Source organism: Knoellia sp. LjRoot47, from assembly GCF_964253435.1.
Classification (GTDB): domain Bacteria; phylum Actinomycetota; class Actinomycetes; order Actinomycetales; family Dermatophilaceae; genus Knoellia.
In genome coordinates, this window is record NZ_CAXUQS020000001.1 from 387,892 (window position 1) to 408,380 (window position 20,489).

Annotated in this window: 20 protein-coding genes and 1 pseudogene; 2 read left to right on the forward strand and 19 right to left on the reverse strand. The window is 71.3% G+C overall.

Features of this window, described 5'->3' with window-relative positions; genetic code table 11:
• From nuoK to ACSQ11_RS01935, 13 genes and pseudogenes are all read right to left on the reverse strand, one after another.
• A complete protein-coding gene (gene nuoK / locus ACSQ11_RS01875; protein WP_147064549.1) occupies positions 1-300 on the reverse strand; it encodes an NADH-quinone oxidoreductase subunit NuoK in 300 nt (99 codons plus the stop codon).
• Positions 297-1,151 (reverse strand): NADH-quinone oxidoreductase subunit J, encoded by an 855-nt coding sequence (locus ACSQ11_RS01880; RefSeq protein ID WP_436002502.1) that lies wholly within the window; start codon positions 1,149-1,151, stop codon positions 297-299. The genes nuoK and ACSQ11_RS01880 overlap by 4 nt, the downstream gene beginning before the upstream one ends.
• Positions 1,148-1,783 carry an NADH-quinone oxidoreductase subunit NuoI gene (gene nuoI, locus ACSQ11_RS01885; protein WP_436002504.1) on the reverse strand — a complete coding sequence of 212 codons (636 nt, stop codon included), beginning with the start codon at positions 1,781-1,783 and terminating at the stop codon, positions 1,148-1,150. Before nuoI ends, ACSQ11_RS01880 begins: the two co-directional genes overlap by 4 nt.
• Positions 1,776-3,242 (reverse strand): NADH-quinone oxidoreductase subunit NuoH, encoded by a 1,467-nt coding sequence (nuoH, locus tag ACSQ11_RS01890; RefSeq protein WP_436002506.1) that lies wholly within the window; start codon positions 3,240-3,242, stop codon positions 1,776-1,778. The genes nuoI and nuoH overlap by 8 nt, the downstream gene beginning before the upstream one ends.
• Positions 3,239-5,716: an NADH-quinone oxidoreductase subunit G gene (locus ACSQ11_RS01895; protein ID WP_436002508.1), complete on the reverse strand. Its 2,478-nt coding sequence runs from the start codon at positions 5,714-5,716 to the stop codon at positions 3,239-3,241. Before ACSQ11_RS01895 ends, nuoH begins: the two co-directional genes overlap by 4 nt.
• A complete protein-coding gene (nuoF, locus tag ACSQ11_RS01900) occupies positions 5,713-7,026 on the reverse strand; it encodes an NADH-quinone oxidoreductase subunit NuoF (RefSeq protein ID WP_436002510.1) in 1,314 nt (437 codons plus the stop codon). The genes ACSQ11_RS01895 and nuoF overlap by 4 nt, the downstream gene beginning before the upstream one ends.
• 484 nt (positions 7,027-7,510) lie before the next feature.
• Positions 7,511-8,350, reverse strand: a pseudogene (nuoE, locus tag ACSQ11_RS01905) (NADH-quinone oxidoreductase subunit NuoE); the annotation flags it as partial.
• Positions 8,351-8,432: 82 nt separating this feature from the next.
• Positions 8,433-9,836: an NADH-quinone oxidoreductase subunit D gene (locus ACSQ11_RS01910; protein ID WP_436002512.1), complete on the reverse strand. Its 1,404-nt coding sequence runs from the start codon at positions 9,834-9,836 to the stop codon at positions 8,433-8,435.
• A complete protein-coding gene (locus ACSQ11_RS01915; protein WP_436002514.1) occupies positions 9,836-10,621 on the reverse strand; it encodes an NADH-quinone oxidoreductase subunit C in 786 nt (261 codons plus the stop codon). The genes ACSQ11_RS01910 and ACSQ11_RS01915 overlap by 1 nt, the downstream gene beginning before the upstream one ends.
• Complete coding sequence (locus ACSQ11_RS01920; protein ID WP_436002516.1) at positions 10,618-11,214, reverse strand: NuoB/complex I 20 kDa subunit family protein; 597 nt, start codon at positions 11,212-11,214, stop codon at positions 10,618-10,620. Before ACSQ11_RS01920 ends, ACSQ11_RS01915 begins: the two co-directional genes overlap by 4 nt.
• A 73-nt stretch (positions 11,215-11,287) precedes the next feature.
• Positions 11,288-11,650 carry an NADH-quinone oxidoreductase subunit A gene (locus ACSQ11_RS01925; RefSeq protein WP_147064531.1) on the reverse strand — a complete coding sequence of 121 codons (363 nt, stop codon included), beginning with the start codon at positions 11,648-11,650 and terminating at the stop codon, positions 11,288-11,290.
• Positions 11,647-12,039, reverse strand: a complete 393-nt coding sequence (locus ACSQ11_RS01930; protein WP_436006676.1) for an FAD-dependent oxidoreductase — start codon at positions 12,037-12,039, stop codon at positions 11,647-11,649. The genes ACSQ11_RS01925 and ACSQ11_RS01930 overlap by 4 nt, the downstream gene beginning before the upstream one ends.
• A 114-nt stretch (positions 12,040-12,153) precedes the next feature.
• Positions 12,154-12,849 (reverse strand): demethylmenaquinone methyltransferase, encoded by a 696-nt coding sequence (locus ACSQ11_RS01935; RefSeq protein ID WP_436002518.1) that lies wholly within the window; start codon positions 12,847-12,849, stop codon positions 12,154-12,156.
• 74 nt (positions 12,850-12,923) lie between these two features.
• On the opposite strand from ACSQ11_RS01935, the gene ACSQ11_RS01940 reads away from it, so the two are divergent.
• Both ACSQ11_RS01940 and ACSQ11_RS01945 read left to right on the forward strand, forming a co-directional pair.
• Positions 12,924-14,225 (forward strand): isochorismate synthase, encoded by a 1,302-nt coding sequence (locus ACSQ11_RS01940; RefSeq protein ID WP_436002520.1) that lies wholly within the window; start codon positions 12,924-12,926, stop codon positions 14,223-14,225.
• A gap of 78 nt (positions 14,226-14,303) precedes the next feature.
• Positions 14,304-14,957, forward strand: coding sequence for a SanA/YdcF family protein (locus ACSQ11_RS01945; RefSeq protein WP_436002522.1), 654 nt, complete (start codon positions 14,304-14,306; stop codon positions 14,955-14,957).
• Positions 14,958-15,083: 126 nt separating this feature from the next.
• Here the strand turns inward: ACSQ11_RS01945 and ACSQ11_RS01950 are convergent, their stop codons facing one another.
• The 6 genes from ACSQ11_RS01950 to ACSQ11_RS01975 are packed head-to-tail and all read right to left on the reverse strand — an operon-like array spanning position 15,084 to position 20,411.
• The gene (locus tag ACSQ11_RS01950; RefSeq protein WP_436002524.1) at positions 15,084-15,551 is read right to left on the reverse strand and encodes a hypothetical protein; all 468 of its coding nucleotides are present in this window, start codon (positions 15,549-15,551) and stop codon (positions 15,084-15,086) included.
• Positions 15,551-16,783, reverse strand: a complete 1,233-nt coding sequence (locus ACSQ11_RS01955) for a geranylgeranyl reductase family protein (protein ID WP_436002526.1) — start codon at positions 16,781-16,783, stop codon at positions 15,551-15,553. Before ACSQ11_RS01955 ends, ACSQ11_RS01950 begins: the two co-directional genes overlap by 1 nt.
• A 25-nt stretch (positions 16,784-16,808) precedes the next feature.
• The gene (gene menD / locus ACSQ11_RS01960; RefSeq protein ID WP_436002528.1) at positions 16,809-18,593 is read right to left on the reverse strand and encodes a 2-succinyl-5-enolpyruvyl-6-hydroxy-3-cyclohexene-1-carboxylic-acid synthase; all 1,785 of its coding nucleotides are present in this window, start codon (positions 18,591-18,593) and stop codon (positions 16,809-16,811) included.
• Positions 18,593-19,051, reverse strand: coding sequence for a DUF3817 domain-containing protein (locus ACSQ11_RS01965; protein ID WP_436002530.1), 459 nt, complete (start codon positions 19,049-19,051; stop codon positions 18,593-18,595). Before ACSQ11_RS01965 ends, menD begins: the two co-directional genes overlap by 1 nt.
• The gene (locus ACSQ11_RS01970) at positions 19,048-20,229 is read right to left on the reverse strand and encodes an alpha/beta fold hydrolase (RefSeq protein ID WP_436002532.1); all 1,182 of its coding nucleotides are present in this window, start codon (positions 20,227-20,229) and stop codon (positions 19,048-19,050) included. Before ACSQ11_RS01970 ends, ACSQ11_RS01965 begins: the two co-directional genes overlap by 4 nt.
• Positions 20,226-20,411 carry a hypothetical protein gene (locus ACSQ11_RS01975; protein ID WP_436002534.1) on the reverse strand — a complete coding sequence of 62 codons (186 nt, stop codon included), beginning with the start codon at positions 20,409-20,411 and terminating at the stop codon, positions 20,226-20,228. The genes ACSQ11_RS01970 and ACSQ11_RS01975 overlap by 4 nt, the downstream gene beginning before the upstream one ends.
• Between the last annotated feature and the right edge of the window lie 78 nt (positions 20,412-20,489).

Below are 20,489 nucleotides of genomic sequence, written 5' to 3' on the forward strand. Positions count from 1 at the left end.
TTAGAGCTTCAGGAGGTTGGCATCGTCGACCGAGGCCGACCGGCGGGCACGGAAGATCGCCATGATGATGGCGAGACCGACGACGACCTCGGCGGCGGCGACGACCATGACGAACAGCGCGATGACCTGCCCGTCGAGGTTGCCGTGCAGCCGGGCGAAGGTGACGAACGCGAGGTTCGCGGCGTTGAGCATGAGCTCGACGCCCATGAAGACGACGATCGCGTTGCGCCGGGTCAGGACGGTGGCGCCACCGATGACGAAGAGGAGCGTCGCGAGGTAGATGTAGTTGATCAGGCTCACGGCTGGTCCTCCTTGGCGGTGGTGGCAGCGTCGTCCATGCGGGCGGAGGCTCCGTCGCCGTCGTTGAGGGCGTTCTGCGACCACGAGGCGTCGCCGACCTCGCGCTGCACCTTCTCCTCAGCCTCGACCCACGGCGTGGCGCTGCCGACCTGGTCGCGGGCGGTGAGGACACGGGAGACGGACAGCTCGCTCGGCGACCCGTCGGGCAGCAGGGCCGGGGTGTCGACCGCGTTGTGGCGGGCGTAGACACCGGGCACGGGCAGGCCGGCGAGGTGCTCGCCGGAGCGGATCCGGCGCTCGGACCAGGCGCGCTGGCTCGGGCGCGAGCCGAGGCGCTCGCGGTGGGCGAGCACCATCGCGGCGAGCGCGGCGGTGATGAGGAGGGCAGACGTGGCCTCGAAGACCCACACGTAGCGGCCGAAGATCAGCTCGGCGACGCCGGAGACGTTGCCGTTCTCGGCGTTGAGCGTCGTGAGCTTGTCCGCGGGGACGTCGCCGATGGTGACCCGGCCGAGGGCCCCGGCGAGCAGGACGCCGAGCCCGAGGGACAGGACGACCGTCGCGCCGCGCTGGCCCTTGAGGGTCTCGACGATGCTGTCCGAGGAGTCGACCCCGACGAGCATGACGACGAAGAGGAAGAGCATCATCACGGCGCCGGTGTAGACGAAGATCTGGATGACGCCGAGGAAGTCCGCGTCCTGCGCGAGGTAGAACACCCCGAGGACGATCATCGTCAGCGCCATGCCGAGGGCGGCGTGGACGGCCTTGCGGGCGAAGACCAGGCCGAGCGAGCCGGCGATGGCCACGGGCGCGAGGATCCAGAACTGGATCGCTTCTCCCGTCGTGGTCATGACGTCGCCTCCTGCTTCTGCGTGTCGTCGGTGGCGTGGTGCTCCTGCACCCAGTCCTTCTGCGACTCGGTGGCTCCGGAGACCTTGCCGAGGTAGTAGTCGCGCTCCTCCATGCCGTCCACCATCGGGTGCGGCGCCGCGACCATGCCGCCCTGGAGCGGGGCGAGCAGCTGCTCCTTGGTGAAGATGAGGTCGGCGCGGTTGTTGTCGGCGATCTCGTACTCGTTGGTCATCGTCAGCGCGCGCGTCGGGCAGGCCTCGATGCACAGGCCGCAGAAGATGCAGCGCAGGTAGTTGATCTGGTAGACGCGGCCGTAGCGCTCGCCCGGGCTGAACCGCTGGCCCGAGGCGTCGTCGTTGTTGGCGCCCTCGACGAGGATCGCGTCCGCGGGGCAGGCCCACGCGCACAGCTCGCAGCCGACGCACTTCTCGAGACCGTCGGGGTGACGGTTGAGCTGGTGGCGGCCGTGGAAGCGCTGCGCCGTCGGGCGCTTCACCTCGGGGTACTCGACGGTCGCGACCTTGCGGAACATCGTCGCGAAGGTCACCCCGAAGCCACCCACGGGCGCGACGAGGTCGGCGAAGAACCCGCCCTTCTTCTTGTCAGCCGCGGTCGGCCTCTTGTCAGCCACGGTCGGCCTCCTTGTCGGTGAAGTCGAACACGGCAGGACCACTGGGCCGCTCGGGCGTCACGGGGTCGGCGCCGGGCAGCGCGGGGGCGCCGACCCGCGCGGTCTCACGCAGGCGCTGACCGGGCAGCGGCGGCACGACGAACCCACCGGCATACGGGTCGATCTCCTCGGGCGCGGACTCGTTGGCGGCCGCCTCCCTCGCGATGGCGCGGTTGTCCCACCACCAGCCGAAGGCGAGGGCGCCGACGGCGACGAGGCCGATGAGGGCCAGCGACGAGAACGGGAAGCGACGACCCGCGATGTCGAGCGCCGCGTCACCGAACCAGCCGTTCTGGGCGCCGCGGAAGAACGCGACGAGGACGACCCACCCGAGCGTGGCCGGGATGAGGAACTTCCAGCCGAAGCGCATGAACTGGTCGTAGCGGGTGCGAGGCAGCGAGCCGCGCAGCCACACGAAGACGAACATGAACATCCAGAGCTTGATGGTGAACCAGAGCAGGCCCCACCAGCCCTCGTTGAACATGCCGTCGTTGATGGCGGCGATGCCGGGAGGCGCCTGCCAGCCACCGAGGAACATCGTCGTGGCCAGGGCGGCGACGGTGAACATGTTGATGTACTCGCCGAGGAAGAACATGGCGAAGCGCATCGAGCCGTACTCGGTGTGGAAGCCACCGGTGAGCTCGCCCTCGCCCTCGGCGAGGTCGAACGGCAGGCGGTTGGTCTCGCCGACCATCGTGATGACGTAGACGAAGAAGCTGAAGAACGCCGGGATGATGTACCAGATGTTGGCCTGCGCCCCGACGATCTGCGAGGTCGACATCGAGCCGCTGTAGAGGAAGACGGCGACGAGCGAGAGCCCCATCGCGATCTCGTAGGAGATCATCTGCGCGGAGGAGCGCAGGCCACCCATGAGCGGGTAGGGCGAGCCCGAGGACCAGCCGGCGAGGACGACGCCGTAGATGCCGATGCCGGCGATCGCGAGGACGAAGAGCACGGCGATCGAGGAGTCGGCGAGCTGGAACGGCGTGCGGTGGCCGAACATGCTCACCTCACCGGCGAGCGGGATGATCGCGAACCCGATGAAGCACATCGTCGCGGTGATGAGCGGCGCGAGGGTGAAGACGAACCGGTCGGCCTTGGCCGGGGTGTTGTCCTCCTTGAGCATCGCCTTCATACCGTCGGCGAGGGTCTGGAGCAGACCGAACGGGCCGTTGCGGTTGGGCCCGGGGCGCTGCTGCATCCGGCCGATGACCCGTCGCTCGAACCAGATGACCATGAGGGTCGAGAGGAGCAGGTAGACGAAGATGATGAGCGCCTTGACCAGCGACAGCCACCACGGGGTGTCCGAGAAGTCGGCCCGCGGGTTGTCCTTGCCCTCAGCAGCCAGCGTCTGTATGCCGTGCAGCGCACTCTCGCTGAACGTGCCGGCCGCCTCGTGGAGGCTGAGAAGGGTGCTCATGAGTCCACCTTGGTGACGGAGACGCGGATACCGGGGGCGTCCGCGAGCGTGCCCCGGAGATCGCAGCCCTCGGAGTTGGTCGGGAGCCAGACGACGTGGTCGGCCATCTCGGTGACGGCGACCGGCACGGTGACGGTCGAGTCGCCGGCGACGACGGTGACGGAGTCGCCGTCCGCCAGACCGATCGACGCCGCCGTCGTGGCCGAGACCTTGGCCGCGGCCTTGGGCGCGGTGCCCGCGAGGAACGGCTCGCCGTCCTGGAGCAGGCCCTTGTCGAGCAGGTGGCGCCACGTCGCGAGGACGAGGTGCCCGTCCTCGGCGCTGGGGACCTCACCGGCGTCGATGCTCGGAGCGGCGGCGCGGGCACCGGTGGCCGGGCCCATGGCCTCCATCTCGGTGCGGATCTCGCCGACGGTGCGGCAGCCGAGGAACTCGCCGAGCTCGTCGGCGAGCATGTCGAGCGCGCGGTGGTCGCTGACGAAGCCGGTCTCGATCGCCTGCTGGAACGGACGCACGCGACCCTCCCAGTCGACGAAGCTGCCGGCCTTCTCGGCGTGGGCCGCGACGGGCAGGACGACGTCGGCGAGGGCGGTCACCGCGGACTCGCGAATCTCGAAGGAGACGACGAACGTGCGCTCGAACGCCTCGAGGGCGTCGGCGCGACCGAAGTCGAGCGGATCCACGCCGCCGACGACGAGGGCGCCGACCTGACCGGTGCGGGCGGCCTCGAGGATCGCGGCCGCGTCACGACCGGGAGCATCAGGCAGGCCGACGACGCCCCACGCGGTGGCGACCTCGGCGCGGGCCGAGGCGTCGGAGATCGCGCGGCCGCCGGGCAGCAGCGTCGGGAAGGCGCCGGCCTCGAGGGCTCCACGCTCTCCCGCACGACGCGGGACCCACGCCAGGCGGGCGCCGGTGGTCTCGGCGAGACGCGCAGCAGCGCTCAGGGCGCCGGGCACGGTGGCGAGGCGCTCACCGACGAGGATGACCGCGCCCTCGCCCCGCAGCGCCTCTGCGGCATCGCGGACGGTGTCGGGGCCGTCGCCGGGTGCACCGCTGGCCGAACCCTTGCCGAGCGCGTCGAGGACCTCGGGCTCGGTGCCGGGCGCGGTCGGGATGAGGCGACCGGCCACCTTGGCGAGGCCGCGGGTCGCGACGGGCGACACGGCATACACGGCGGTCTTGTTCTTGCGCGACGCCTTGCGCAGGCGCAGGAAGACGATCGGGCTCTCGTCCTCGGGCTCGAAGCCCGCGAGGACGACGGTCTTGGCCGACTCGAGGTCGGCGTAGGTGACCGCGCCGCCATCGGGACCGGTGGCCACGACGGTGGAGGCGAGGAAGTCGGCCTCCTCGGCGGAGTGCGGACGGGCGCGGAAGTCGACGTCGTTGGTGCCGAGGACCGTGCGCGCGAACTTGCCGTAGGCGTAGGCGTCCTCGGTGCTGACGCGACCACCGACGAGCACACCCGCGCTCGCCGCGGCCTTGAGTCCGGCCGCGGCGACCTCGAGGGCCTCGCGCCAGGACGCGACGCGCAGCTCGCCGTCCTCGCGCACGAGCGGGAGCTCGAGGCGGGCCGGTGTCGTGGCGTACTGGAAGGCCCAGCGGCCCTTGTCGCAGTTCCACTCCTCGTTGACCAGCGGCTCGTTGGCGGCCATGCGGCGCAGGACCGAGCCACGACGGTGGTCGGTGCGGGTCGCGCAGCCGGCGGCGCAGTGCTCGCAGACGCTCGGCGTCGATACGAGGTCGAACGGGCGGGCGCGGAAGCGGTAGGCCGCGCCGGTGAGCGCGCCGACCGGGCAGATCTGGACGGTGTTGCCGGAGAAGTACGACTCGAACGGCTTCTCCTCGTAGATGCCGACCTGCTGGAGCGCGCCGCGCTCGACGAGGGCGATGAACGGGTCACCGGCGACCTGGTCGGAGAAGCGGGTGCAGCGGGCGCAGAGCACGCAGCGCTCGCGGTCGAGGAGGACCTGGCTCGAGATGTTGATCGGCTTGGGGTAGGTCCGCTTGACGTCCTCGAAGCGGCTCACCGGGCGGCCGCTGCTCATCGCCTGGTTCTGCAGGGGGCACTCGCCGCCCTTGTCGCAGACCGGGCAGTCGAGCGGGTGGTTGATGAGGAGCAGCTCCATGACGCCCTGCTGAGCCTTGTCGGCGACGGGCGAGCTGTGCTGGGTCTTGACCTCCATGCCCGGCGAGACCGTCATCGTGCACGAGGCCTGCGGCTTCGGCATCGGACGCAGTGTCCCGTCGGGGCCCGGCGTCGCGACCTCGACGAGGCACTGGCGGCAGGCGCCGACCGGCTCGAGGAGGGGGTGGTCGCAGAAGCGCGGGATCTCGATCCCGGCCTCCTCGGCCGCCCGGATGACGAGGGTGTTCTTGGGGACGGAGACGTCGATGCCGTCGATCGAGAGGTCGACCATCTCGACTGCGGGCTTGTCGACCGTCGCGGTCTTCTTGTCGTCGGTCACAGTCATGCTGTCACTCGGTCCTTGTGGAAGAGCGTGGACTCACGCGAGTCGAACGGGCAGCGACCCTCGGTGAGGTGGGCGCGGTACTCGTCACGGAAGTACTGGATGGAGCTCGTGATCGGGCTGGTCGCACCATCGCCGAGCGCACAGAAGCTGCGGCCCAGGATGTTGTCGCAGATGTCGAGGAGCTTGTCGAGGTCCTCCTCGCTCCCCTGACCGTGCTCGAGCCGGCCGAGGATCTGCTTGAGCCACCACGTGCCCTCACGGCACGGGGTGCACTTGCCGCAGGACTCGTGCTTGTAGAAGTCGGTCCAGCGGTCGACGGCGCGCACGACACAGGTCGTCTCGTCGAAGATCTGGAGGGCACGCGTGCCGAGCATCGAGCCGGCCGCGGCGACCGACTCGAAGTCGAGCGGGGTGTCGAGGTGCTCGGCCGTGAACAGCGGTGTCGAGGACCCGCCGGGGGTCCAGAACTTCAGCGCCTTCTCGGGGTCACGCATGCCGCCGGCCATGTCGAGGAGCTCGCGAAGCGTGATGCCGAGCGGGGCTTCGTACTGGCCGGGGTTCTTGACGTGACCCGAGAGGCTGAAGATGCCGAAGCCCTGGGACTTCTCGGTGCCCATGTCGCCGAACCACTCGGAGCCGTGCAGCAGGATCGGCGGGACCGACGCGATCGACTCGACGTTGTTGACGACGGTCGGGCGGGCGTAGAGACCGGCGACGGCGGGGAACGGCGGCTTGAGGCGCGGCTGTCCGCGACGGCCCTCGAGGCTGTCGAGGAGCGCGGTCTCCTCACCACAGATGTAGGCGCCGGCGCCCGCGTGGACCGTGACGTCGAGGTCGAAGCCCGAGCCGTGGATGTTCTTGCCGAGGTGCCCGGCCGCGTAGGCCTCCTCGACCGCGCGCAGCAGGCGGCGGTAGACGTGGACGACCTCGCCGCGCAGGTAGATGAAGGCGTGGTTGCAGCCGATCGCGAACGACGTGATCGCGACACCCTCGATGAGGAACTGCGGCGCCGCCATCATGAGCGGGATGTCCTTGCAGGTGCCCGGCTCGGACTCGTCGGCGTTGACGACGAGGTAGCGGGGGCCACCGTCCGGCGGGGGCAGGAAGCCCCACTTCATGCCGGTGGGGAAGCCTGCGCCGCCACGACCGCGCAGCCCGGAGTCCTTGGTCATCTGGACGAGGTCGGCCGGCGCCATGGCGAGCGCCTTCTTGAGGGCCTGGTAGCCCTCGTTCTTCTCGTAGGTCTCGAGCGTCCAGCTCTGGGGGTCGTCCCAGAACTTCGTGAGGATCGGGGTCAGCGTGGTGCTCATCGGGGCCCTCGCAAAGTATCGGAGTGACGAAGGAACGGAGAACTTTGTGGGGTGATGTTCACTTCGCGTCCTTCCCGTTGGTGCCGCTCGTGCGCTTCCTGCGCTTGGTGGCGTCGGTGGAGCCGGGCTCCTTGGCCGCGTCCTCGCCGGGGGCGGTGGTGTGCTCGCCGAAGGAGCTGACGAACCCGGGCGCCTGGTCGCCGCCGGTCTGCGGGGTGGCGCCCTGCGAGGAGGCCGCCGCGGGGGTGCCGGTGAGCGGGGCGTCGCCCTTGGGCTCGGCCTCGGCCGTCGTGGCACCGTCGTCGAACAGGGTCGCGGGCTCACCCTCGGCCTGGAGCGTCGAGGGCTGCGCGGGCGCGTCCTTCTTCTTCGAGCTCTTCTTGCCCTTCGCCTCGCCGGCCTCGGCGTCGGCGTCGGCCTTGGCGGAGTCCTCGACGGGCTTGTCGTCGGGCTCGGCCGCGCTCTTCTTGGCGGGCGCGCCGCCCGGCTTATCGTCGGGCTCGTTGGTCGGGGCGTTGACGGAGGTATGCCGTCCGGCCGCCTTGCCCTCGACCGTCTCACCCTCTGCGCTGGCCGAGGTGTCGGTGTCGCCGTCCTTCGAGGACCCGTTGGCGCTCGGCGCCTCCCAGCCGTTCTCGTGGGCGACCTCGAGGCCGCGCAGCGAGGCGGGGCCGGCGCCGACACCCTGGTCGGCGAGGCCGTCGGGGAAGCCGGCGAGGACGCGCGACATCTGCTTGAAGGTGCACACCGAGTCGGGGCCACGGGTCGGCTTGACCGGGACGCCGGAGCGCAGGTCGTCGACGAGCTGGTTGGTCGACTCCGGGGTCTGGTTGTCGAAGAACTCCCAGTTGGCCATGACGACCGGGGCGTAGTCGCACGCCGCGTTGCACTCGATGCGCTCGAGGGTGACCTTGCCGTCCTCGGTCGTCTCGTCGTGGCCGATGCCGAGATGGTCCGAGACCGAGTCCCAGATCTCGTCGCCGCCCATGATCGCGCAGAGCGTGTTGGTGCAGACGCCGACGGTGTACTCACCGTTGGGGTGGCGCTTGTACTGCGTGTAGAACGTCGCCACACCGGAGACCTCGGCGCGGCTCAGGTCGAGGACCTCGGCGCAGAAGTCGATGCCGCGACCGGTGACGTAGCCGTCGACCGACTGCACGAGGTGCAGCAGCGGCAGCAGCGCCGAGCGCTTCTGCGGGTAGCGGGAGACGACCTGCTCCGCGTCCGCGTGCAGCTGCGCGAGCTGCTCCGCGGCATACGGCTCCTTGGACTCCGGCGACACCGTGAGGTGGCCGGCGGCCGTCTGCAATCCGTAGTGCTCCATCAGTGCTTGTCCTTTCGCGCAACGACGGGCGCTCCGCGCCTCACTCGCTGGCGCTCGCTCGTGTGCTCACACCCTGTCGCGCTCAACGGTCCACGCCTCCCATGACGGGGTCGATGCTGGCGACGGCGACGATGACGTCGGCGACCTGGCCGCCCTCGGACAGCGCGGCCACGGCCTGCAGGTTGTTGAAGCTCGGGTCCCGGAAGTGCGCCCGGAACGGCCGCGTCCCACCGTCGGAGACGACGTGGGCACCGAGCTCGCCCTTGGGCGACTCGATCGGCACGTAGGCCTGGCCGGCCGGCACGCGGAAGCCCTCGGTGACGAGCTTGAAGTGGTGGATGAGCGACTCCATCGAGGTGCCCATGATCTCGCGGATGTGGTCGAGGCTGTTGCCCTGGCCGTCGCTGCCGACGGAGAGCTGGGCCGGCCACGCGATCTTCTTGTCCTCGACCATGACCGGGCCGGTGACCTTCTTGAGGCGCGCCACGCACTGCTCGATGATCTTGAGCGACTCGTACATCTCGTCGAGGCGGATCCGGATCCGGTCGTAGGCGTCGGCGCCGGTGCGGGTGATGACCTCGAAGTCGTAGGTCTCGTAGCCGCAGTAGGGCTGGCTCTTGCGCAGGTCGTGCGGCAGGCCGGTCGAGCGCAGGATCGGGCCGGTGATGCCGAGCGCCATGCAGCCGGCGAGGTCGAGGTAGCCGACCTCCTTGGTGCGGCCCTTGAGGATGGGGTTCTCGTTGAGCAGGAGCTCGAGCTCGTGCAGGCCGTCGCGCAGCTCGGGGACCGTGTCGCTGATCTGGTCCAGGCAGCCGTGCGGGAGGTCCTGCGCCACACCGCCGGGACGGATGTAGGCGTTGTTCATGCGCAGGCCGGTGACCGTCTCGAAGATCCGCAGGATGCGCTCGCGCTCGCGGAAGCCGACGGTCATGACGGTCGTCGCACCGAGCTCCATGCCACCGGTGCCGAGGCACACGAGGTGGGAGTTGATCCGGGTGAGCTCCATCATGAGGACGCGGATGATGCTCGCCCGCTCGGGGATCTTGTCCTCGATGCCGAGGAGGCGCTCGATGCCGAGGCAGTAGGTCGCCTCCTGGAACATCGGGGTGAGGTAGTCCATGCGCGTGCAGAACGTCACGCCCTGCACCCAGCTGCGGTACTCCATGTTCTTCTCGATACCGGTGTGGAGGTAGCCGATGCCCGCACGGGCCTCGGTCACCGTCTCGCCGTCGAGCTCGAGGATGAGGCGGAGCACGCCGTGCGTCGACGGGTGCTGCGGACCCATGTTGACGACGATCCGCTCCTCGTGGAGCGCGGTCGCCTCGTCGACGAGGTCGCCCCAGTCACCACCGGAGGCGTTGAAGACCCGGGCGCCGTCCTCGCGGTCGGCGTCGGTCGTGGCGTAGGGGTCGCTCGTGCCGTCGGTGCCGAGCTCCGGGTCCAGGCCCGGGCTGTCCTCGTAGACGGTCTCTTCGTGAGTCGACATCAGTTGTACGACCTCCGCTCGTCGGGCGGCGGGACGGTGCCGCCCTTGTACTCCACCGGGATTCCACCCAGGGGATAGTCCTTGCGCTGGGGGTGGCCCGGCCAGTCGTCGGGCATGAGGATCCGCGTCAGGGCCGGGTGGCCCACGAAGACGATCCCGAACATGTCCCACGTCTCGCGCTCGTGCCAGTCGGCAGCGGGCCAGGTGTCGACGACCGACGGGATGGTCGCGTCGGAGTCCGGCGCGCTCACCTCGAGACGGACGCGACGGTTGTGGGTGATGGAGAGCAGGTGATAGACCGCGTGCAGCTCGCGGCCGACCTCGCCCGGGAAGTGCACGCCGGACACACCGGTGCAGATCTCGAAGCGCAGGGCGGGGTCGTCGCGCAGCGCCCGGGCCACGGCCGGCAGCGCCTGCCGGGCGACGTGCAGGGTGAGCTCGCCGCGGTCGACGACGACGCGCTCGATGGCCGAGCCGTATGCCGTGTCACCGGTCTCGCCGAGCGCCTGCTCGAGCGCCGTGGTGAGCTCGTCGAAGTAGCCGCCGTAGGGCTTCTCGGCGGAGCCGGGGAAGAGGATCGGGGTGCGCAGGCCGCCGTAGCCGGTGGTGTCGCTGCCCCGGGTCGGGCCGAACATGCCGCGGCGTTCGCCGATGCGGACGGGCGCGGTGTCGCCGTAGGCGTTGGCCTCGGTGAGGTCGACGTCGGTCGCGTGCAGGTCCTCGGACCCGGTGACGGGCTCGGGAGGAGTCGCCTTGGGGTCGGCGGGGGGCGTGGTGTCGCTCATGCGAGGAGGTTCCTCCCGGGCGTCGCCGTGAGGGCGCCGTGGTCGTGGGTCGGCGGCATGAGCGACGTCGGGACGGCGCGCAGGGCGGCCTCCTCGGCGGCCCGTGCGGCGGCGACCCGGTTGACGCCGAGCTTGGAGCTCTGGATCTGGTCGTGCAGCTCGATGATCGCGTTGAGCAGCATCTCGGGGCGCGGGGGGCAGCCCGGCAGGTAGATGTCGACCGGGATGATGTGGTCGACGCCCTGGACGATGGCGTAGTTGTTGAACATGCCGCCGGAGCTCGCGCAGACACCCATCGAGATGACCCACTTGGGGTTGGGCATCTGGTCGTAGACCTGACGGACGACCGGGGCCATCTTGTTGGACACGCGTCCGGCCACGATCATGAGGTCGGCCTGGCGCGGGGTCGCCGAGAAGCGCTCCATGCCGAAGCGGGCGATGTCGTAGTCCGGCGTGCCGACGGCCATCATCTCGATGGCGCAGCACGCGAGACCGAACGTCGCCGGCCAGATCGAGGCCTTGCGCATGTAGCCGACGACGCTCTCGAGCGTCGTGAGCACGAAGCCTGCGGGCAGCTTCTCCTCGAGTCCCATCAGAGACCCCTTCCGGTCGGGTCAGGCAGAGCAGTGGCGCGCGCGAGCGCGTCGGGGGCACACGGCATACACATCAGTCCCACTCCAGACCGCCGCGCTTCCACACGTAGGCGTAGGCGACGAACACGGTGATGATGAACATGACCATCTCGACGAGCGCGAAGAGCCCGAGCTGGTCGAAGGCGACGGCGAACGGGTAGAGGAACACCGACTCGATGTCGAAGATGATGAAGAGCATCGCGGTGAGGAAGTACTTGATCGGCACGCGACCGCCACCCTCGGCGCGCGGCGACGGCTGGATGCCGCACTCGTAGGGCTCGGACTTGGCGCGGTTGTAGCGCTTGGGTCCGACCACGAGGCTGGTGAACACCGAGCCGGCGGCGAAGACGAAGCCGAGAGCCAGGAGGAAGAGGATCGGGACGTAGGGGTTGCTCATCGCTGGTCAACTCCCCTTTCGGTGCCAGGGTGTGCGGCGGCTCGGGTCACGCGCCCCATCGTAGAGGGCGTGACACAGGTCTCAACTTGGGCAGGGGTGGGCGCGCTGATGCGGGAGAGGGCGACCTTCATGACCGGCTCGTGCGGGAGCGCCCACGTCGACGCGAGGCGCGTCACGAGTGGGCGGTCGGCCAGTCGCGCGGCGGCCCGTCGCAGCGTCCGGTGCCCTCCCAGCGCACGGTCGAGAACGGCGTCGTGTGCCGTGAGCTCGGCGGCATCGGGCATGCGCTCGAGGACGAGGACGTCGTGGCCGGCTGCGCTCAGGTGTGCCGCAGCAGCGGAACCGGCCGGGCCGGCTCCGATGACGACGACGCCTGCGGCATCTGGCACGAAACTCAACGACACACCTTGCTTGTGAAAGCCTTCACGAACGTCCGACCACTCTATGCAGCCGATTTCCGGCGGGTCACTCAGGCGACCCTAAGTTGGCTTGCGTCCGAGGGCTCAGGCGGACTTGACCGCGCGGTGCAGGGCGACGATGCCCCCACTGAGGTTGCGCCATTCGACCTCGCCCCAGCCGGCAGCGGCGACGCGGGTCGCGAGCGCGCGCTGGTCGGGCCACGCCTGGATCGACTCGGCGAGGTAGACGTAGGACTCGGGGTTGGAACTCACCCTGCGGGCCACGCGCGGGAGCGCCTCCATGAGGTACTCGCTGTAGACCTTGCGGAAGGCGCCGTTGACCGGCTGGCTGAACTCGCAGACGACGAGGCGCCCACCGGGCTTGGTGACGCGGGCGAACTCGCGCAGGGCGGCGTCGATGTCTGCGACGTTGCGCAGCCCGAACGACATCGTCACCGCGTCGAAGCTCGCGTCGGCGAACGGGAGGCGCATCGCGTCGGCGGCGGTGAAGCCGAGGTCGTCACGCCGCTTCTTGCCCACGCGGAGCATGCCGAGCGAGAAGTCGGCGGGCACGACGTGGACGCCGTTGTCGGCGAACGGCTCGCTCGACGTGCCGGTGCCGGCGGCGATGTCGAGGACCCGCTCCCCCGGCCTGGCGTCCACGGCCTTGAGGACGGCGCGTCGCCACAGCCGGTCCTGGCCGAGGGACAGCACGTCGTTGGTGACGTCGTACCTCTCGGCGACGTCGTCGAACATCGCGGCGACGTCGCGCGGTTGCTTGTCGAGGGAGGCGCGGCTCATGGCGTCATCCTCTCACCGCGCGGCGACTGCTCCGGTGCGGGACTCCGACGGGGGCGGGGTTACGCTCACCGGTGATGACGACCCTGCCCACGTCCGACCCGGACACTGCACCCCTCGCGCCTCTGGTCACGCGAACCGTCGCCCTGTCCCCCGCGGACGGCACGGCCCTGCTGTCGCTCCTGCCCGCGACGGACGCCCGCGACACGACCTCGTGGGTGCGCCGCGGTGAGGGCCTCGTCGGCTGGGGCCGGGCGGCGTCGCTGACCGCTCACGGCGAGTCGCGGTTCGCCGCGCTCGAGTCGTGGTGGCAGCAGGTCTCGGGGTCGGCCGTCGTCCGTGACGAGGTCGACCTGCCCGGCACCGGGCCCGTCGCCTTCGGCGCGATCTCGTATGCCGCCGACTCACCTTCCGGCGCAACGCTCGTCGTGCCCTCGGTCGTCATCGGCCGACGCGGCGACCAGTGGTGGGTGACGACGACGACCACGACCGACGCGCTGCCCCCGAGCGTGGACCCGATCGTCCACGACGACGTGGAGGCGCCCGGCGACGTGGCCTTCGCCGACGGCTCGCTGTCGCCGACCGAGTGGGCCGGCGCGGTCGCCGAGGCCGTGACCCGGATCCAGCGGGGCGACCTCGACAAGGTCGTCCTCGCCCGTGACCTCGACGTCCGCACCGCCGCGCCGGTCGACGTGCGGTGGCTGCTGTCGCGGCTCGCCGAGAGCTACGAGTCCACGTGGGTGTTCGCCGTCGACGGGCTCGTCGGCGCGACGCCCGAGATGCTCGTGCGTCGCGAGAAGGGGCTCGTCACCTCGCGCGTGCTCGCCGGGACGATCCGGCGCACGGGGGACGACGAGCACGACCTCGCCCTGGCCGCCTCGCTGGCGCGGTCGTCCAAGGACCTCGAGGAGCACGAGTACGCCGTGCGCTCCGTCGCCGACGCCCTTGCCCCGCACTGCTCCTCGATGAACGTGCCCGAGGCGCCGTTCGTCCTGCACCTGTCCAACGTCATGCACCTCGCGACCGACGTGGCCGGCGTCCTCACCGACGCGACGTCGTCGCTGGCGCTCGCCGCGTCGCTCCACCCGAGCGCTGCGGTGTGCGGTACGCCGACCTCTGTGGCGGATGCCTTGATCTCCGAGCTCGAGCACATGGACCGCGGTCGCTACGCCGGACCGGTGGGCTGGATGGACGCGAGCGGCGACGGCGAGTGGGGCATCGCGCTCCGGTCCGGCGATGTCTCGGGCGAGGACCCACGGCGGATGTCGCTGTATGCCGGCTGCGGCATCGTCGCCGGCTCGGTGCCCGAGGCCGAGGTGGCCGAGTCGGACGCCAAGCTCATCCCGATGCGCGACGCCCTCACCGCGGCCCGCCCCTGACACGTCGGCGCAGGACCTTCACCGCTTCCTCCCACGTCGGGCACATCCGGTGCGACACACTGCTTCGGTGAAGAGGATGTGGGGGCGACGCTGGGTCCGGGTGGTCAGCGTGCCCGCGTCCTCGGGCTCGTCGCGGTGCTCGGGCCCTGGCTGTGGGTCTCGGTGGCCTCGGCGGGACGCGTGCACTCCGCCGCGGAGGCGCCGACGACCCCCGTGGCCCTCGTCCTCGGTGCCGGGATCGACGGCTCCGGGGCCCCCTCCCCCTACCTCAAGGCGCGGCTCGACGCCGGAGTCGAGCTCTACCGGGCGGGCAAGGTGCGGGTGCTCCTCGTGTCCGGCGACAACCGCACCCATGCCTACGACGAGCCGACGGCGATGCGCGACTACCTCGTGACAGCAGGAGTGCCGACGGAGGCGGTGGTCCTCGACTTCGCCGGGCGCGACACCTACGACTCGTGCCAGCGCGCCCACCGGATCTTCGGCGTCGACGAGGTGACCGTCGTGTCGCAGGAGTACCACGTCGGGCGGGCGGTGGCGCTGTGCCGTGCGGCGGGCATGACGACACAGGGCGTCGGTGACGTCTCGGTGCGCGACCGTTTCCCCCGCGACTGGCAGGTCGGGTGGGCCCGGGAGAAGGTCGCCAACCTCAAGGCCGTGGCCGACGTCGTGAGCCGCCGCGACCCTGTGCTCGGCGAACCCGAGCCCGGCGTCCGCGACGCCCTCGCCCGCTGACCGGGCACGGTGCGCGGCAATGCCCGCCCGCTCGCCGTTCCTGAGCACGACCCGTATGCCGTCCGCCCCCGTTTGCCGCGCGCGGTGCCCGTCCCAGCCGCTGACCGGGCACGGCCCTCGGCCCGGTCAGCCGTCGGTGAGCCCCAGGGCGCGTCTGGCAGTCGCCACGCGCCACCGTGTCGACCTGGCACCGCCGGTCACCTCCGGGACCTCGACCGTGGCTCCGTTGGCTCGCTTCAACCTGAGCATCGTGAAACGCCGTGACTCCGAGCCCCGGCTGAGGTTGCCCGAGTACCCCCGCGCCCTCACCGCGACCACGTCGGACGCGGCGTAGGTCCAGCTGCGCCACCATCCTCGGCGCACCACCCTGTCCTGCTCGATGAGGAGTCCGACGAAGGGCGCTCGGGCCAACAACCCCACGTTCGCTGCCGACCACACCCAGAACATCCAGTCGGGATCGGACGAGGCATCCATCGCAGGGTCGAGGAACCCCATAATCCCGGCGGCCAGGAAGATCGTGAGGATGACGACGACCAGGGTCAGGTAGCCGGACCCACGCAACATCACGCGACGACCCGACGCCGCCTCACCCATCAGGTAAAGGGCGGGCGGTGGTCGAGCGCGATCGAGCGGCGACCGGCCCAACGCCACACGCGGGCCGCCCGGTCGGCGTCCTCGTCGGTGACGAGGTTGCCCATCCAGCGCAGCGCGAGCGTCATGAGCCAGTCCGAGCGCATGCCGGCCGGGCCGAGGGCGGGCAGGATGCGCGGCACGGTGACAACACCGGCGAGTCGACGGGCGATCGAGAACGCCTCGCCGTAGTGCTCCTTGAGCAGCGCCGGCCAGGTCACCGAGAGGTCGGTGTCCAGCAGGTCGACGACGAGCCGTCCGGTCTCGAGGCCGTAGTCGATGCCCTCGCCGTTGAGCGGGTTGATACAGGCGGCGGCATCGCCGATGAGCGCCCAGTTGGCGCCGGCGACACCGCTCACCGCACCACCCATGGGCAGCAGGGCACTCGTCGCCATCCGCGCCTGCCCCTGGAGCTCGAAGCCGTCGCGGCACTCCTCGACGTAGCGCGCCATGAGCGGCTTGATCGCCACCTCGGCCGGGCGCTTCGTCGTGGCGAGGGTGCCGGCGCCGACGTTCACCTGACCGCCGCCGAGCGGGAAGATCCAGCCGTAGCCGGAGAGGATCTCGTTCTGCTCGCCGCGCAGCTCGAGGTGGCTGCTGATCCACGGGTCGTCCGACTGGGTGGAGTCGACGTAGCACCGGCCGGCGACGGCATAGACGGTGTCCTTGTGCCACTCGCGGCCGAGGACCTTGCCGAGCCCGGAGCGCACACCGTCGGCGACGACGAGCCGTTCGCACTCGATCTCGAAGGTCTCGCCGTCGCGCTGGAAGGTCACTCCGCGGACGCGGCCACCCTCGACGCGGGCGTCGACGGCCTTGGCACCCTCGACGCCGACGGCGCCCGCCTTGAGCGCGGTGGTGCGGAGGTGGTCGTCGAGCTCGGTGCGCGCGACGGCCGAGCCGTAGTCGGGCAGCGACCCACCCGGCCAGCGCAGCTCGAGCACCTGGCCGAAGCCGTGCGCCCGCAGCCCGTGGTTGACCGTGTGCGCGCGGACCCAGTCGTCGAGGCCGAGCCGCTGGAGCTCGGCGATCGCGCGCGGGGTGAGGCCGTCACCGCATGTCTTGTCGCGCGGGAAGACCGCGGCGTCGGCGAGGACCACGTCACGCCCGGCGCGTGCCGCCCAGGCCGCCGCGGCCGATCCGGCCGGGCCGGCTCCGACGACGAGGAGATCGGTGCGCTGCGGGGTCGTGGTCACTGGCTCATTGTCTCAAGCGGTCGGCTCAGCCCGAAATCGCGAGCGCCTCGTGCGCGACCTGCCGCAGCCGCTCGTGCGCGCTGCGGTGGGACTCGGGGTCGACCGGCACCTCCACGACGGTGATCCCCTCGGTGGCCGCGGACAGCGCCTCGGCTGCCGCGTCGCGGGTCTCGGCCAGGACGTGGCGTATGCCGTGTGCTCGGCACAGTGCCGCAAGGTCCGTCCCGGTCGGGGTGCCGAAGATGCGACTGAAGTCGTCGGCCCGCTCGGGGGCGCCGTGCTCGAGGGTGCGGAAGATGCCGCCGCCGCCGTCGTTGGTCACGAGGACCGTGAGGTCCGGGCGGGGCTCGTCGGGACCGATGGCGAGGGCGTTGGAGTCGTGGACGAAGGTGAGGTCGCCGACCCACGCGTAGCTCGGGGCGTCGGTGGTGAGGGCGAGCCCGACCGCCGTCGAGAGGCAGCCGTCGATGCCGGCGAGGCCGCGGTTGCCGACGACGGTGAGCGGCGCGCTGCGCGGAGCGAGGCCGAGGTCGAGGTCGCGCACCGGGTTCGAGGAGCCGACGAAGAGCCGGGCGCCCTCGGGCAGGACCTCGCCGAGGAGCTCGCCGACCGCCAGTCCGGTGCCCCACTGCGCCGGGGAGGCCGATACGGCCTTGGCGACCGCCGACCCGTCGTCGGCCCACGTCGCCGCCCACGCTCCGTCGCCCTCGGCCTCTGCACCGGTGAGGAGCTGGACCAGGGGGTGGACGGCATGGGCGACGTGACCGGGGTCCGACCACTGGGGCTGGCCGCTGAACAGCTCGACGCGTACGGCGGGGTTGCGCAGGAGCCCGGCGACGGCGCGCGAGAGCGTGATGCGACCGACGACGAGGACTCGCTCCGGCAGGTGCCGGGCGAGCCAATCTGCGTCGGTGAGGAGCAGCGGTCCGTGTGGAACGACGCCGTCCCGGGCGTGGTCGCCGAAGGGTTCGGTGATGACGGGGTACGAACGTCCCGCAGCCCATCGCAGGACCTGCTGCGAGCTCACTGGCGACGGCGTGAGGTCACCGAGGACGACGAGCGTGCGCGGGACGTCACGGATGCCACCGTGCCCCACGACGTAGGAGTCACGGGTCACCTCGACCCACGGCCGACCATCGGCCCGCCCTTCATGCACCCCCTGCAACTGAGTGCCCGGTTGGGACAGCTGCGGAGAGCCTTCGACCCGATCGTGATGTCCCAAGCGGGCAATGAGTTGCTCGTCGTCGGGGGTGAGGGGGTCGCGGAAGGAGACGTTGAGGTGGACGGGGCCGCGGTGAGACGCGGGTACACCACTGCCGGGAGCGCCGAGGGCAGCGGCGAGGGCACGGCACACGGAAGAGCGGTGGAAGGCGCCCACGGACTCGACCGACTCCGGTGCGGGCAGGTCCGCGGACCACCGCACCGCCGGGCCGAACATGCCGGGCTGGACGGTCGTCTGGTTGGCGCCCGTCCCCCGCAGCTCCGCGGGGCGGTCGGCCGAGAGCACCACGAGCGGGACGCCGGTGTGGTGGGCCTCGAGTACCGCGGGGTGCAGGTTGGCGACGGCCGTGCCCGACGTCGTGATGACGGGAACCGGTGCGCCAGAGCCCTTCGCGAGCCCGAGGGCAAGGAAGCCGGCCGTGCGCTCGTCCACCCGCACGTGCAGCCGGAGGCGACCGTCGCGCTCGGCCTGCTGGACGGCATACGCGAGGGGCGCGGAACGCGAACCGGGGGCGAGGACGACGTCACGCACCCCACCGCGGACGAGCTCGTCGACGAGGACGCGAGCGAGCGCGGTGGAGGGGTTCATCAGCTGCCCGAGGCGGGCGGGCCGACGACGAGGGCGAACCCGGTGAGGCCGGCAACGGCCACGAGGCCCACGACGGCGGCGAGGCCGGGGTTGCGGGTGAGCCAGGCGAGGACCCGCTCGGGGACCGAGGAGGGGGTCTCGCCGCCGGCGCCGAAGCGCCACGGGCCCTCGAGCAGCCCGGCGGCCTCGATGCGGCGGTCGAAGAGGATCGTCGCGAACGGTGGGACGGCGCTCACGAGAGCGAGCATCCCGACGCCCAGCTGCCAGCGCTGGTTGACCCACGTGGTGATCGCGATGAGCCCGTAGGCGATGAAGACGACCCCGTGCACCATCCCGAAGATCCGGACACCGAGGTCGGTGGTCTCCGTGACGTACTTAAGGAACATGCCGACGAGCAGCAGGGCCCAGGTGATCGCCTCGGCGACGGCCACCCGGCGGAACAGGAGTTTGGGGGTCACGAGTCGCGATTCTGCCATCGCCGCTCGGAGCGGAACTCATGCACCACGGGCTGCGCGCCCGGCGCGAGGGCCAGCGCGGGTGCCAGGCCCGCACGCCAGTCGCGCAGCGAGACGTCGTCGGACCGGTCCACCCTGGCGGCCGTCGCGCGATAGGCGGAGAGGGCATGTGCGCCCGCGGTGAGGTGGGCCCGCAGCCCGACCGGCGCAGCCGCCTCGACCGTCGTCCAGCTGCTGCGGTCGGGTGGCGGCGAGACGTCGAGGGCGTGCACGGGGTCGGTCGCGTGCTGCAGCGAGAGCACCTGCGTCGCGTCGGGGATCGGGAAGTCGTCGATCGGCGAGCCCGCCGTGACGACGTGGGTGACGCGATGACTTCGCGTGAACGCCGGGTCCGACGCCAGCGCCGCCGCCACGATGCCGCCCTGGCTGTGGCCGACGAGGACGACCCGGTCACGAGGGCCCGCGCGGCCCGCCTGCGCCAGGTCCAGTGCTCGAGCGACCGCCACCTTGGAGGCGCTCGTCGCGCTGAGCATGAGGGAGACGTTGGCCGGCCAGTCCATCGGCACGTCGCCGCCCTCGGCCCAGCCGCCGTGGGTGCCCGGGACCTGGACGACCCACGTCGTCGTGCCGTCGCCCGCCGCGAGCTCGACGACCCGGACCCCGCCGCGACTGTCGGCGTCACCCAACGTCTGGACACCGGCCAGCAGGGAGTCGGTCGACGCCGGCGCCGGGACACAGGCGGGGGCCGCCACCCGCGTCACCGCGACGTCCCACCCCTCCCCCTCGTCGAGCAGCCCGAACGCGCGACCCGTCGCCTCGGACACCAGCCACGCGAGCGACATCGCCTGGTCGTGCAGCCCTGACACCAGCCCACGGGTCGTCGCCTCGGCGCGCTCGTAGCCCGTCGCCGCCCGGTCGGTCGAGTCCGCGAGCCCGTGCAACCGATCCACGACGTGACCCACCGCGTCGGACACGGCGGCGCCCGCCAGCCGGGCCCGGACGACGAGGTGGGCGAGCTCGGGTGACACGGAGGGCAGGCCCCAGGGAGGGGCACGCCACCGCTCGGGTGTCGCACCCTCCACCACGTCGGCCGTCGCGCGCAGTCGGGATGCGGCCCGCCGGAGGTCCTCGACGGCCACCTCGACACCGCCGACTCCGCCCGTGACGTCAAGGTCGCTCACGCCGCCCTCTCCGCGGCGTCGGCCACCCGGTCGAGCAGGTCGGCGACGGCGTCCTCACGCTCGGCGAGGTCACGCAGCTCGCGCAGCCGCACCTCGATGATCGCCCGGAACTCGGCGGCCGAGGGCGACCGCCAGCTCAGCTCGCCCACGTGGCGCAGCACGACACACTCCTGTCTCGTCACGTCGGCAGCCTCGCGCCACCGCCCCGCCCGCCGTCTGAGATCCGCTGCATCCACCATGCGAACAGCCAAGTCCGACAG